Raw genomic sequence first — 13,256 nt, 5'->3', positions numbered from 1 at the left:
CGACCCGCCGTGATCTTGCCTTCACCTTGTAGGTTGTACGCGATGCCTGTGGCCTGTTAGCGGGAGGAGAGGTGGCCGTGACCGACTGGGAGCCGGCTACCGAAACCGAGACGGCGCTGCGGGACGCGCTGCGTGCCGACGACCAGGAGCGTTACTTCCGCATCCTGGCCGGCACCGACCTGTACCTCCCGGTCTCCGCCCAGGCCCTCGCCGGTGAGGCGCCGATGGGTTGGGGCACCTGGACGACCGGTGGCCGCACCCACGTGCTGGCCTTCACCTCGCCCACGGCGATGCGAGCCTGCCTGGGTGTGGACGCCGGTCCCAGCCGGCGTGTCCCGTTCGCCGAGCTCGCCGCCGCCTGGCCCCACCACGAGTGGTGGCTGGCGGTCAACCCGGGTTTGCCGGTCGAGGGCTACCTCCCGGCCTGGTTCGTCTCCCAACTCTCCCGCGGGGACGTGCGACTGCCTGGCCGCACCGCAGCCCGCTCGCGGGTGGCCCCGCCACCCGCGGAGGCCCTGGCCTCCGACGCCGGCGACGCCTGGAGTCAGCCCGAGCCGGTGCCGCCGGTGGCTCTCCGGGCTCCGGCGGAGCGCCCGCCCGGCTGGCCGGGCGCGGTGGGGGAGCCGTATCCCACCCGTCCCGACACCACGGGCGTCGGTCCGGCCAACGGCGGCTCCCCGAGCCCGCTGCCCGGGCCGGTTCCGCGGGCCGTGCCGGCCGACGCCGGCGCGCACCCAGCCGCCCGGCCCGACGGTGAACCCGGCACGGGCACCCGGACGGACCCGCACGGCGGCCCAGGTCGACCCGGCGAGTCGTGGCCGGTCCCGCCCCGCCGGCGGTTGCTCGGTGAAGGGTTGGGCGCTCGCCTCGCGGCGTCCGACGCCTCCCCCAACGGGCGTAACTCGTTTTTCGAGCCGGCCTCCGGTCGAGGCGCGGCATCCCGGCCGATGCGGGACAATCCGCTGCGCGCCGGTGAACGCGCCGCGCCGCCGCTGCGTCCCGGGCTCGGCGGCCAGCCGTTCCCCCGCCGCCGGCCGGCCGGGCCGCCCGGCGAGGACCCGGCTCGCGCGTTCCGGATGGACCCGGCCGAAGGGAGCCCGGCGCCACCCGGCCCGCGTCCCGATCCGGTGCCACCCGGCCCGCGTCCCGATCCGGCGACGGAGGAACCCACCCGGGCCTTCCGGGTGCCGGCCGCCGAGTCCCTCCAGGCGCTGCCGCGACGTACACCCACGCCCGCGCCACGTCCGGCCGAGGAACCCACCCAGCCGCTTCCCGACCCGGCTGCGCGCTCGACCTCGGGTGCCGGCACCCCGGTCGACGGGCCGGCCGTGGAGGAGGTGCCCGCCTCGTTCGCGCCGCCCGAGTCGCGGCGCGGTTTCTCGCCCATCGTGATAGAGGGCGTCGTCATCGAGGCCCACGACCTGCCTGTCTCCGCCGGTGCCCGACCCGGCACCGCGCCGGTCCAGGCCGGCTCCGGACCCGCCACGACCGGCTGGCGGCCGACCGGCGAGCCGACCACGCCCGACCCGGGCGAGCCCGTCACGACCGCCTGGCGGCTGGCCGGCGAGCCCGCCACGACGGTGCCTCCGGACGAGGAACCGACCGCGCGGCTCGTCCGGCCCGGCGCGCTCCCCCCGGCATCCGAGCCGACCGTGTCGCTGTCCCCGGCGGTGTCGCCTGACGCGGCGGTGTCGCCGTCCCCGGCGGTGTCCCCTGATGCGCGCGTGTCGCCGTCGCCGACTGCCGGAACGACGGCCGTCGACGCGGCGGCGGACCGGCCTGCCGCACCGCAGGCCGCGGCGGCGTCCGCCGAACCCTCCACCGTGGGCCAATCCGACCCCGCGCCGGTCGGCGTCGCGGCGGACCCGCAACGGTCCACTTCGGGCCAGACCGGGCCCCCGCCGCCGACCGTCCCGACCACCGACGTGACGTTCCAACCGGCCAACGAGGTGGAGCAGGAACTGCTGGACGCGGCCGGCTCCGGCAGCACCGACACCTTCCTGTCCACCCTCCTGCTGGCTCGGGTGCTGCTGCCGGTCGCGCCGGATTCGGCACCCGGCAGCCGCCCCGGCGATCCCGGTTTCGTGTGGCGTACCGAGGAGTTGGACGGGGAACGGTACGTGGTGGTACACACCTCCCCCCAGCGCCTGGCCGACCACGGCGGCGAGGGCGTGGAGACGGTCGAGGTCCGGTTCGTGCAGCTGATCCGGCGCTGGCCCGAGGAGGACTGGTCCTTCGCCGTCAACCCGGGTACCCCGGTCGGGGCGAAACTCCCCGGCGAGCAGATCGTCGCGCTGGCCAACTGGGCCGCCGAGGTGGGGCTCGGCGACGACGCCGGCAGCGAGCCGGAGGCGTCGAGCGCGCCGAGGCCGGCGGACACCCGCCGGCACGTTCCGCCGGCGGTCGACCCGACCAAACCGGTGATCATGCAGAAGGCGGTGGCCCCCAGCCAACTCGCCTACTACCTGGAGCGTGGCTACGACCGGGTTTCCGGCTTCGTGCACCGGGCCAACGAACTGGCACACCTCACCACCCCGGCGAAGCTGCACGAGGCGCTCGGCCTGGGCTACCCCGACTCGCCCTTCGCGCCGGACGCCGAGAAGATCTATGTGCTGCGATGGCCGGCCTACCGGCCGAGCCTGTACCGCATTCCGTACGGCGGGCAGAACGAGGCCGCCATGCGGGCGATGGAGGGCTGGGTCATCGAGCGCGCGCCGTTCCGGGGCAACGGCTTCGCCCCGGGGGAGAGCAGCGACGTGGTGGCCGAGTTCAAGGTGGACAGCGCCCGGCTGCCGCACGGCGCGCAGCTGTGGCGGATCGGCGCGGACGGCACCGAACGGATGGTCGCCGTCCTCGACACCGACGCACTGCTGTGGCGACAGGTAGGGGTGCCGTGACCCGCGACGGATACGTGGCCCGCTGGCGCGGGCGGGAATACCAGGCCAGCCCGGACGGCGACAACGTGCGGATCTACCAGCCCGAGCCGGGCGAGGGTTTCCAGGAGGTACGCCCCGGCCGCTACGTCCGGGTCCTTTCCGCGACCGAGGTGGAGGAGTTGGCGTACGTGCGGACCACCTGCACCTGGCAGGGCCAGCCGTTCATCGTGCTCGGCGAACACGACGGCTGGCTGCGGGTGGAGTACACCGGCGGCCGTTGGCCGGTGGCGCAGGCGCTGGGGCTGGAGGTCTTCGACTTCGGCGTCTACCAGGGCTGGGCGCCGGCCAACGAGGTGGCGGACCTGCGCCAGAAGCGGATCTGAGTCAGGACTTCGCCCACCGCAGGATCTCGCCCAGCACCACCTCACCGGCCTCGACGTGGGGGAAGTGCCCCACCCCGTCGAGCAGCCGCCACTCGTACGGCGCGCTGACGTAGCGGCCGGAACCCTGCGCGGTGCGGGGCAGCGAGGCGGCGTCGAGTTCGCCGTGCAGTTGCAGGGTCGGGGTGACCAGCGGTGTCTGCATCAACCGGACGAAGCGGTAGCCGTGCAGCCGCAGCACCGATCGGAACGCCCAGCGGTAGCCCTCCAGGGCGCAGAAGGCGGCCTGCGGAATCTGGATGGCCTCCCGGCAACGCCGGGCGTACGACTCGAACTGCGGGCTGTCGACCCAGCGTGGCCCGCCCCAACGCCGCAGCATCTCGGCCACGGCGGCACCGCCGTCGCGGGTCAGCACATGCTCGTACCTGGGTAGCTGAAACTTCAGCGTGGGCGTGGAGGCGGCGAACTGGCCACGCGGGTCGGCGAAGAGAGCCGCCCGCAGACGCAGCGGGTGTGGTGCGCCGAGCACGACCAGCCGGCGGACCAGGGCCGGGTGGAAGGCGGCGGCGGTCCAGCCGACCATGCCGCCCGCGCCGCTGCCGACCACCGTCGCGGAACGTTCACCGAGGCCGCGGATGAGCCCGGCGACGTCGGCGGCGAGAGTGTAGCCGTCGTACCCCCGGGGTGGTTTGTCGCTGGCGCCGTAGCCGCGCAGGTCGACGGCGACCGCCCGGAAACCGGCGTCGGCGACCGCCGGCAGGATCTCGTGCCAGGCCCACCAGTACTCGGGGAAACCGTGCAGGAAGAGCACCATCGGCCCGGCACCGGCCTCCACCACGTGGAACTGGCTGCCGTTCGCGCCGACGAAGCGGTGCGTCCACGGCCCCTCGGTGAGGACGCAGGACTCGTCTGGGGGCCCGCCACGCTGCTCGGTCATGTGCCACAGCCTAGGGCCTGGGGCGAAATCCGCGGTTCGACCGAGCGCCCGACGCCGGCTGTGGCACGGGCAGGTGATCGGCTCCGTTCCGCACCCGCCCGCCGGTGCGCCTCGGCGAATTGCGGCAGGTCGTGGTTTCCGGCAACGCCGATACCGCTATCTGCCGCATTCCGAGGGCCGGCGCGGGTTTGGCTCGGCCGGGGCGGACCGGACATGCGCCGGGCATCGGCCAGACGGGCCGCGCGTCGGCGGGGCGGATCGGACAGGGCGATGCCCGGGCAGGTGAGCCTGCCCGGGCATCGGTACTGCGTTGATCAGCGGATCAGGAGAAGCGAACCTTCACCGAGGTGCCGTTCTGCTCCAGCACCTTGATCTTGGTGCCGGTGGCGGGGAGCTTGACGCCGTGGTTCGGCAGCTCCTCGTACCAGTACTTCTGGGTGTCGTCGAACAGCGGCTGCGCGGCCTGGCCACGGACGTACTGCGGCTGGCTGTTGAGGTGCAGCGTGAACGAGTCGGCCTTCTTCAGGCTGAACGGCGCGTCGTAGACCTGGATCCGGGCCCGCCACGGGCTACCGGTCAGGTTGTACAGCGGCCGCGGACGCGAGTCGATGATCAGGTTACGACCCTCGCCCGGGTGGACGAAGGTGTCGTTGTCCGCCCACCGGAGGTTCCAGTAGGAGATCAGCAGACCCTCCTGGTACGCGTAGTGGTCCACGTAGTCCGGTCGGGTGTTCGCGTAGCCGAAGAAGTACGGGCCGGTCTTCAGGTACTGGTCGTACGAGACGTACGACCGGTTGCCGGCGATGTAGTAGTTGGCGAACTTGCGCTTGTAGGTCTCCTCCACCACGCTGAACCCGTTCAGGGTCCAGCCGGTGGCGCCGGCCTCGGCGCCGTCGCTTAGCAGCGTCTGCCCGTCGGCGGTCACGGTGAGGGCGTCACCGAAGAAGCCGCCGGAGGAGACACCACCGTCGGTCTGGTAGCGCAGCCGGAACTGCACGACCTTGCCGGCGAGCGCGTTCAGCGGGATGTTGACGTCGACCCACTTGTCGTCGCTGGAGCCGTCCAGGGCGTAACGCCCCGCCGAGATCTCCTTCAGGGCCTTGCCGTTGGCCGTGCCCGGCAGGGTCGCCCAGGTCTGGCCACCGTCGGTGGACGCCTCGAAGAAGAGGTAGTCGTAGTCCTCTTCGATGTTGTAGCGACCCTTCATCGACAGCGCGGCGCTGGTCTTCCCGGTGAGGTCGATGGTCCGCGTCATCGAGTTGTTCAGGTCGTCGTCGTTGCCGGAGAAGAACTGCTTGGTGCCCTCGAACGGCTTGCCGTTGTCGAAGCTGTACTCCCGCTCCGGCAGCACGACCACCGCGGCCTGGGGCTTCTCGGAGTTGTACTCCTGCGGGCCCAGTTCCAGGGTGCGCTGCTGACCGGCCACGATCACCTCGTAGTCGAGCCAGCCGAGCTGGAGCTTGTTCCAGGCGCCGAAGTCGCCGCCCCGCTCGCCGATGCCGCCGTCGTTCTTGGCGCCGAGCCGGCTCTGGGCCATCAGGGTCCAGTGCTCGTTGTTGTTGTCCCCACCACTGGTGACGTTGTAGTCGTCCGGCAGACCCAGGTCGTGGCCGTACTCGTGGTAGAAGACGCTGCGGCCGCCGTTCTCCGGCTGGACCGTGTAGTCGCCGATCCAGACGCCGGTGTTGCCGATCTGGGTGCCGCCGGCCGGGAAGTTGGCCGGACCGGTGTTGCCCTGGTCGGAGGCGAAGGCGTACCACCGGTGGCTCCAGATGGCGTCCTCACCCTGGTGCGGGTCGCCGTCGGCCTCGTCGCCGCCGGAGTGGACGATCTGGAAGTGGTCGATGTAGCCGTCGGCCTCGTTGAAGTTGCCGTCGGCGTCGTGGTCGTACCGGTCCCACTGGTCCATCGCCTTGACGTCGGCGGCGATTTCCTGGTCGGAGCGCCCCTTCGCCTTCTGGTCGGCGACCCACTGGTTGGCGGCGTCCCGGACCAGGGCCCAGGTGTTGGTGCAGTTGTTGCTGTCGCAGACGGCCGGGTCGTCACCGTTGGCGTCCGTGGGGTCGTCGCCGGAGCGACCGTACCGGGCCTCGTTGTACCGGACCTTGACCCAGTCGGTGACCGTGCCCTCGACGCTGTAGCGGCCCGAGGACTGGGCCTCGTAGTACTGCTTCAGCGACTCGTCGCCCTGCCCGGTGCCGAAGTAGAGCTTGCGGAAGTAGTCAGCGCTGTAGTCGGCCTGCCAGACGGTGGAGTTGTCCACCGCCCGGTTGGGCTTGGGGATCTGGTTGTGCAGCGGACCGTCGAACGTGGTCGGGCCCGGGGTAGCCGGGTCGGTGTCCTTGTCCGGGAAGTTCGGGTGCCGATCGTTGCCGAACTCCGCGAGGATCACGAAAATCCGGTCGGTCTTCTCGCGGGACAGCTCGACGTACTGGTCCTGCGTCGGGGTGCTGGCTGCGAACGTCCGGGCGCTGCGGCCCTCGGCCTGGGTCTTGCCGACCTTGACGACGGTGCTGCCGTTGATCCGCTGCGCCTTGGCCTTGCCCGAGAGAACCTCGCTCAGGCCCTCCTGGCGCAGTGCCCGCCGCTTGGTCTCCAGCGGGTTGGGCAGATCGTGGTCGGCGTGGTCGTGGTCGTGGTCGTGGTCCGACGGGGCGGCCGACGGCAACTTCGGCGCCGGCGCGGCGTTGGCCGACGGACTGGTCATGAGTACCGTCGCCGTCAGCGAAAGCCCGAGCACACCCACTGCGACTTTGCGCACGTGGTACCTCCGGTGTGAAGGAACCGGCCCAACGGGGGTAGGGGCCGGTAGACGCGTCCGACTGGGTGGACCAGTGGGACTCATGGTGAAGATAGACATTGGCCGCAGCGCTGGGAAGATGCCCCCGTCAGTTTGTTGCAACTTCTTGATGGGAACGCTTTTCACTGTCACAGCTCTGCGCCTTGCCACTCCTTCTGAGCAGGCTTGATGTGAGTCACGGCAACGGAAGTGACAGATTTCGATCCGTTTGTGAGTGCTCTCCGTAATCGTCACCTCGGTCGGCTTCCGTACCCGGAAAAGACGACGGTGGGTGGCGGTCCGCGCGGACCGCCACCCACCGGCGAGTACGCCCGCCGTCAGTCCTCGTCGGACTTGCCGCCACTCATTCCTGAGGAGATCAGCTCCATCACCGAGGAGTCCTGGAGCGTGGTCACGTCACCGAGCGACCGGTTCTCCGCCACGTCCCGCAGCAGCCGACGCATGATCTTGCCCGAGCGGGTCTTCGGCAGCTCCGGCACCAGCATGATCTGCCGCGGCTTGGCGATCGGGCCGAGCGTCTTCGCCACGTGGTTGCGCAGCTCCGCGATCAACTGCTCGCCCGCCGCGCCGGAGGTGTCCGTGGTGCCGCGCGGGATGGCGAAGGCGACGATCGCCTGGCCGGTCGTCGGGTCGGTCGCACCCACCACCGCCGCCTCGGCCACCGCCGGGTGCGACACCAGCGCCGACTCCACCTCCGTGGTGGAGATGTTGTGCCCGGACACCAGCATCACGTCGTCGACCCGGCCGAGCAGCCAGATGTGCCCGTCGTCGTCCTTCTTCGCCCCGTCCCCGGCGAAGTAGATCCAGTCGCCCTCGCCGCCCGAGCCGGCACCCGCGCCGAACCGGGACCAGTACGTCTCGAGGAACCGGTTGTCGTCGCCCCAGATGGTGCGCAGCATCGACGGCCACGGCTCCCGCAGCACCAGGTAGCCACCGCCGCCGTTCGGCACCGGCTGACCCTGGTCGTCCACCACGTCCGCACTGATCCCCGGCAGCGCGGTCATCGCCGAACCCGGCTTGGCGGCGGTGACCCCAGGCAGCGGGGAGATCATGACGGCGCCGGTCTCGGTCTGCCACCAGGTGTCCACCACCGGCAGCTCACCCCGGCCGACGTGCTGCCGGTACCACATCCACGCCTCCGGGTTGATCGGCTCGCCGACGCTGCCCAGCAGACGCAGCGACGTCAGGTCGTACCCGGCGGGGATGTCCTCGCCCCACTTCATCATGGTGCGGATCAGCGTCGGTGCGGTGTACAGGATGGTGACCTTGTACTTGTCGACGATCTCCCAGAACCGGCCCTTGTGCGGGGTGTCCGGGGTGCCCTCGTACATCACCTGCGTGACGCCGTTGGAGAGCGGACCGTACACGATGTACGAATGCCCGGTGACCCAGCCGATGTCGGCGGTGCACCAGTACACGTCGCTCTCCGGCTTGAGGTCGAACACCGCGTGCGCCGTCCAGGACGCCTGGGTGAGGTAGCCGCCGGTGGTGTGCAGGATGCCCTTCGGTCGGGCCGTGGTGCCGCTGGTGTACAGGATGAACAGCGGATGCTCGGCGTCGAACGCCTCGGCGGTGTGCTCCGGCGAGGCGGCCTCCACCGTCTCGTGCCACCAACGGTCCTTGGTCGACCAGGCGACCTCCTCGTCGGTGCGGCGGACCACCAGCACGTGCTCCACCGACGGGCACTTCGCCACCGCCTCGTCGACGGTCGGCTTCAACGCCGACGGCTTGCCCCGGCGGTAGCCGCCGTCCGCGGTGATCACCACCTTGGCGGTGGCGTCCTGGATCCGGTTGGTCAGCGCGTCGGCGGAGAAGCCGCCGAAGACCACGCTGTGGGTGGCGCCGATCCGGGCGCAGGCCAGCATCGCCACCGCCGCCTCGGGAATCATTGGCATATAGATCGCCACCCGGTCGCCGGCGGTCACCCCCAGCTCGGTCAGCGCGTTCGCCGCCTGGCAGGTCAGCCGGTGCAGGTCGGCGTAGGTGAGGGTGCGGGTGTCCCCCGGCTCGCCCTCCCAGTGGATCGCCACCTGGTCACCCCGGCCAGCCTCCACGTGCCGGTCAAGGCAGTTGTACGCCACATTGAGCCGGCCACCGACGAACCACTTCGCGAACGGCGGGTTCGACCAGTCCAGCGTCTGCTCCCACGGTTGCGCCCAGGTCAGCCGCCCGGCCTGCTTCTCCCAGAAGGCGAGCCGGTCCGCAGCCGCCTCCGCGTACGCGTCGGCGGTGACGTTGGCCTCCGCGGCGAGTGCGGCCGGCGGCGGGAACTGGCGCGTCTCGTTGAGCAGGTTGGCCAATGCCTCACTCATGCGGTGACTCCTTCATCCTGTGACCTGCGTCTCGTACCCGCCCGAGGCTAGTCGGGAGGCTCGACGCCCGCGACGGCTTGCCCGCCGTCCGCGCCCAGCGGCCCACGCCACGCGCCCGACGGCAACCCGTCACATCAGGGGCCGATTGCGGCGGGCGGCGGTGCCTCGGGCGCGGGATTGCCTCACCTGCCGCATCCCGTGCCGGCTGCCTCACCGGGCGGCGGTGGTGCCGGTCGCGTCGCGGCCGGGCGGCGGCCGGCAACCTGGGCGCGGTCGCTAGCGTGGCGGGGTGACCACCGATCCGCTCGCCCCGCTGCTCGCGCTCGCCGACATCGCCCCCGCCGTCCAGCGGGCCCGCGAGCGGGTCGACGAGGCGATGCGGCACCGCGCGCTGCGCCGCCACGGCGGCCAGGTCGCGGCCGAGGTCAGCCTCCGGTCCGCGGTGGCCAGCGCCGCCCTCGAGGGGTACGCCCACGAGCGCGAGGCGGTCCGCGCCGGCACGGTCACCGAGCCGGTGCTGCAGGGCGCGCTGCGGATCGCCGGGGTCCTGCCCGCGCTGACCGAGCTGTGGCCGAAGTCGCCCCGGCAGGCCCTGGCGAAGCTGCACGTGCTCGCCGCCCGCGACGTGGTCGCCGAGGCCGAACTGGGTCGCCCGGTGACGGACCCGGTGGTGGCCGCACGGCTGAACGGGCTGGCTGAGCTGGTTGCCGGCGGGACGAGCGTTCCGCCGCTGGTGCTGGCCGCCGTCGTGCACGGCGAGCTGCTCAACCTGCGTCCGTTCGCCGGGCCGTCCGGCGTGGTGGCCCGGGCCGCCGCCCGCCTGGTGCTGATGTCCCGTGGCTTCGACCCGCGCGGGCTGGTCGCCGTCGACGTGGGCCACCGCGAGCGGGAACCCGAGTACGTGGGAGCGGCGGGCGCGTTCGCCACCGGCACCCCCGACGGGCTGCGCTCCTGGCTGCGGCACTACATGTCCGCCGTCGAGGTGGGCGCCGACCAGCTCACCGCCATCGGCGACGAGGTGCTCGCGGCGGCCTAGCGTCCGGTCGCTTTGCCGATCTTGCTCTGCAGGGCGCGCCGGGCGATCGGGCCGAGGTCGTCGACGATCTCGATGAGCACGGCGAGCTGGTCCAGCGCATCGATGGCGCGTTCGGCCGCGGGCCGATCGACACCGTCGTACAACTCCAGGCCGATGAACGCGGCCGACACCGCGCGGGCGAGCCCGGGAACGTCGGCGACCTCGGCGAACGGTGACCCGGCCAACAGCCGGCGCAGGACCGACTCGATCTCGTCCACCCACAGCTGCAGGGACTCGGCGGTGGGGCCGGCGAGCCGCTCGTCGGTCTGTGCGCCCGCGAGCATCTGGGCCAGCACGGACACGTTGCCCAGCTCGCGTTCCTCCTGGTGCAGGCCACGCCCGACGTCGAGCAGTTCGCGCAGCGACCCGACCCGGCGCAGCCGGGTCGACCAGTGGGCGACCCGTTCGGCCGTGCCCGTCCGGCACGCCGCTGCCAACAGTTCGTCGAGCGTCCCGAAGTGGTAGAAGACCAGCGCCTGGTTCACGCCGGCGGCGGCGGCGATGGTGCGGGCCGAGACGCCGGCGATGCCGTGCCGGCGGATCGCGGCGAGCGTGCCGTCGAGCAGGCGTCGCTTGGTGTCGGACATCGCTTTCCTCCCGCCGGGTGTGGCGGTGCGATCATCGCATCCGTCACCACCTGCGCCAGCCATGTCATGCCGGGCAGCCGCAGGGTCCAACCCACCCAGGCCCAGCCGAGGTTGAGGTGTTCGAGACCGCGCGCGACGGCGGCCACCCCCCGTTCCGTGTGGCCGTCGCCGCCCGTGTATCCGGCCCGCATCTGCCCCTCCTCGGCCGGCGCGATCGTCAGGTTCACCGGGTCCCGCCGCGCCAGGAACCGCCAGACCCCCACGCACGGTCCGCACCCGGCGTCGAGCCGCAGCACCGCCGGCGCGCCCGAGGCGTACGGCCGCCAGCGCGGCCACCAGTCGCGTACCGCCCGTCGCCAGTCCCGCCACGCGTCCCCGTGCCGGCGGATCAGGTCGTGCTCCTCGTGTGGCCGGGCCACGGCCGCGCTGAAGGCGACGGCGAGGACCGTCGCGGCCACCAGCGCAAGACTGCGGGTGAGAGTCGCGGTCAGCAGGAGCAGGGCAGCCGCACCGACCTGCATGGGGTTCGCGAGGTACGCGTACGGCCCGGTGCTGACGAGCCGGACGGGCGGATCCCACGGGTACGGGGTGCCGCCGCCCCGTGCGACGAACTCGCGTACCGCGGCCAGCGCCGGTGTGGCCACCAGCAGTGCGACCTGGCCCAGCGTCAGGAGAGCGGCCCGGGGCAGCCCGGTGAGCGGGGTCCACGAGCCATCACCCAGCTCGAAGGCGACCCCGGGCACGAACCACAGCACCAGCGCGGCGAAGACGGCGACCTGGAGCAGCACCCGGGCCCGCAGGTGCCGCCCGTCGGCGCTCCACCGGCCGAGCAGCTGCGCGGGGAGGGCGACGGCGAACAGCCCCACGACCTCGCCCACCAGCCAGTGCGGCCCGAGCACGACGAGCGGGTGCAACGCCGGCATCGCCACCACGTCAAGCCAGAGCAGCAGGCCCAGGGCGACGGGCAGGGGCAGGAACCGGCGCAGCAGCACCGGCAGTGCGCCCCAGAGCGCCGCCCAGCCCAGCCACAGGTCGACCGGCATCCCCCGGTAGGCCCCGTTTACCGGCGCGAACGCGTACCAGCCCGTTTGGCGTGCCACCTCGTTCAGCGCGGCGACGCCCAGTGCGGCGGCCACGGCGGCGAGCAGGGCGGCGCCCCGCGCCCGGCGGTCGCGTTCCAGCCGTGCCGCGGCCAGCACCGCCAGCAGGGGTACGCCCAGGGCGAGCCACCGGGCGGCGGTCACCGCAGGACGAGCATGTCGAGCAGGTGCCCCACGCCCTCGTGGAGCAGACCGTCCTGGAGCGGTCCGAAGTACCAGGAGGGATCGAGGCCGCGCTCGTACACCACCCGGACCCGCACCTCGGTGTGCTCCCGGCCCACCGCCTGCCAGGTCACCTCCGCGTGCCGGAAGGTGACCCACCGGCCGGTGATCGCGGTGTCCTCGACGAACCGGAAGCGGACCCGGCCCGGCTCGGCGCCGGTCACCTCGGTGAGCAGGTGCCCGCCTGGGCCGTGCGAGCTGCCGTGGTAGGCGAACATCCAGCGGTCGCCGGTGGCGAGGCCGTCGCCGCTGACCCGGGTCGGCACGGGAACGCCGAGCAGACGCAGCGGCGCCGATCGGACCGGCACCGGGCGAGGGCCGGTCGCCAGGCGCTCCTCGACCGCACGGGCGGGGAGCGTCACCACGCGGACCACCTCGACCGACTGCTCCGGGGCTATCCGAGGGCCGATCCCGCTGCCCTCGAGTCCCGGTACGAGCAGCAGGGGCACGGCGATCAGCGAGTACGCCCGGGTGGTGTCGCGGCAGGCCAGCCGGATCAGGGCGGTGGTGCCGTGCGCCATGGCGTACACCAGCGGCGCGGACAGGATGACGCAGATCGCGCCCTCCTGCAGCGCCACCGACGCCAGGAGCAGCGCGATGGTGGTGGCGACGAATACCCGGCCGTGCGTCGTGCGGCCTGGGGTCAGGGCGAGTGCCGCAGCCAGCAGCACCGGCAGCCCCACGAAGAGCAGGGCACTGTCGGCGCGCCCTTCGGCCACGGTGACCACGTAGACGACGACCCCGAACGCCGCGATGAGGCCGGCGAGCGTCCAGTTGGCCCAGGTGCGCCTTGGCTCCGGCTCCGGCTCACTGGTCATGTTTCCTCCCGTCGATTTGAGCGAGTGCTCAATCGAAGGGTATGCCGATTTGAGCAGGTGCTCAAGAGGTGGTTCGCCGGAGGCTGTGGAGCCGGTGCTGGCGCGGCAGGCAAGGCTGAGGGCGCCGCCCGCGCCGTAGGGGGCGGGAG

The 13,256-nt window shown here is 72.4% G+C and carries 9 protein-coding genes; 3 read left to right on the top strand and 6 right to left on the bottom strand.

The window, feature by feature from the left end:
- The first annotated feature begins 77 nt into the window (after positions 1-77).
- Together E1182_RS02415 and E1182_RS02410 are read left to right on the top strand one after the other, a co-directional pair.
- A complete protein-coding gene (locus E1182_RS02415) occupies positions 78-2,897 on the top strand; it encodes an SseB family protein (protein ID WP_132260964.1) in 2,820 nt (939 codons plus the stop codon).
- Positions 2,894-3,259, top strand: coding sequence for a hypothetical protein (locus tag E1182_RS02410; RefSeq protein WP_132260963.1), 366 nt, complete (start codon positions 2,894-2,896; stop codon positions 3,257-3,259). The genes E1182_RS02415 and E1182_RS02410 overlap by 4 nt, the downstream gene beginning before the upstream one ends.
- 1 nt (position 3,260) lies before the next feature.
- Here the strand turns inward: E1182_RS02410 and E1182_RS02405 are convergent, their stop codons facing one another.
- The 3 genes from E1182_RS02405 to acs form a co-directional block, all read right to left on the bottom strand.
- Positions 3,261-4,193 carry an alpha/beta fold hydrolase gene (locus E1182_RS02405; protein WP_132260962.1) on the bottom strand — a complete coding sequence of 311 codons (933 nt, stop codon included), beginning with the start codon at positions 4,191-4,193 and terminating at the stop codon, positions 3,261-3,263.
- Between the two features lie 322 nt (positions 4,194-4,515).
- Complete coding sequence (locus tag E1182_RS02400) at positions 4,516-6,939, bottom strand: immune inhibitor A domain-containing protein (RefSeq protein ID WP_132261020.1); 2,424 nt, start codon at positions 6,937-6,939, stop codon at positions 4,516-4,518.
- A gap of 371 nt (positions 6,940-7,310) precedes the next feature.
- Positions 7,311-9,305, bottom strand: a complete 1,995-nt coding sequence (gene acs, locus E1182_RS02395) for an acetate--CoA ligase (protein WP_132260961.1) — start codon at positions 9,303-9,305, stop codon at positions 7,311-7,313.
- A gap of 289 nt (positions 9,306-9,594) precedes the next feature.
- Between acs and E1182_RS02385 the strand changes: the two genes are divergently transcribed.
- Positions 9,595-10,341 (top strand): oxidoreductase, encoded by a 747-nt coding sequence (locus tag E1182_RS02385; RefSeq protein ID WP_132260960.1) that lies wholly within the window; start codon positions 9,595-9,597, stop codon positions 10,339-10,341.
- On the opposite strand, the gene E1182_RS02380 is transcribed toward E1182_RS02385, so the two are convergent.
- Genes E1182_RS02380 through E1182_RS02370 form a run of 3 tightly spaced genes read right to left on the bottom strand, consistent with a single transcriptional unit; the run spans position 10,338 to position 13,107 of the window.
- Positions 10,338-10,967, bottom strand: coding sequence for a TetR/AcrR family transcriptional regulator (locus E1182_RS02380; RefSeq protein ID WP_132260959.1), 630 nt, complete (start codon positions 10,965-10,967; stop codon positions 10,338-10,340). The genes E1182_RS02385 and E1182_RS02380 overlap by 4 nt on opposite strands.
- Entirely contained in the window at positions 10,862-12,211 is a 1,350-nt protein-coding gene (locus E1182_RS02375) for a methyltransferase (RefSeq protein WP_132260958.1), read from the bottom strand. The genes E1182_RS02380 and E1182_RS02375 overlap by 106 nt, the downstream gene beginning before the upstream one ends.
- On the bottom strand, positions 12,208-13,107 hold the full coding sequence (locus E1182_RS02370; RefSeq protein ID WP_132260957.1) for a hypothetical protein: 900 nt from the start codon (positions 13,105-13,107) through the stop codon (positions 12,208-12,210). The genes E1182_RS02375 and E1182_RS02370 overlap by 4 nt, the downstream gene beginning before the upstream one ends.
- Positions 13,108-13,256 lie beyond the last annotated feature (149 nt).

It is taken from the genome of Micromonospora sp. KC721, assembly GCF_004348355.1.
Lineage (GTDB): Bacteria > Actinomycetota > Actinomycetes > Mycobacteriales > Micromonosporaceae > Micromonospora.
The sequence above is the reverse complement of the archived record's forward strand: the minus strand, read 5'-3'. Positions and strand labels throughout refer to the sequence as shown.

Coding starts and splice junctions, on each gene's coding strand:
- E1182_RS02380 (WP_132260959.1), bottom strand. CDS start 10,967: ATGTCCGACACCAAGCGACGCCTGCTCGACGGCACGCTCGCCGCGATC.
- E1182_RS02405 (WP_132260962.1), bottom strand. CDS start 4,193: ATGACCGAGCAGCGTGGCGGGCCCCCAGACGAGTCCTGCGTCCTCACC.
- acs (WP_132260961.1), bottom strand. CDS start 9,305: ATGAGTGAGGCATTGGCCAACCTGCTCAACGAGACGCGCCAGTTCCCG.
- E1182_RS02370 (WP_132260957.1), bottom strand. CDS start 13,107: ATGACCAGTGAGCCGGAGCCGGAGCCAAGGCGCACCTGGGCCAACTGG.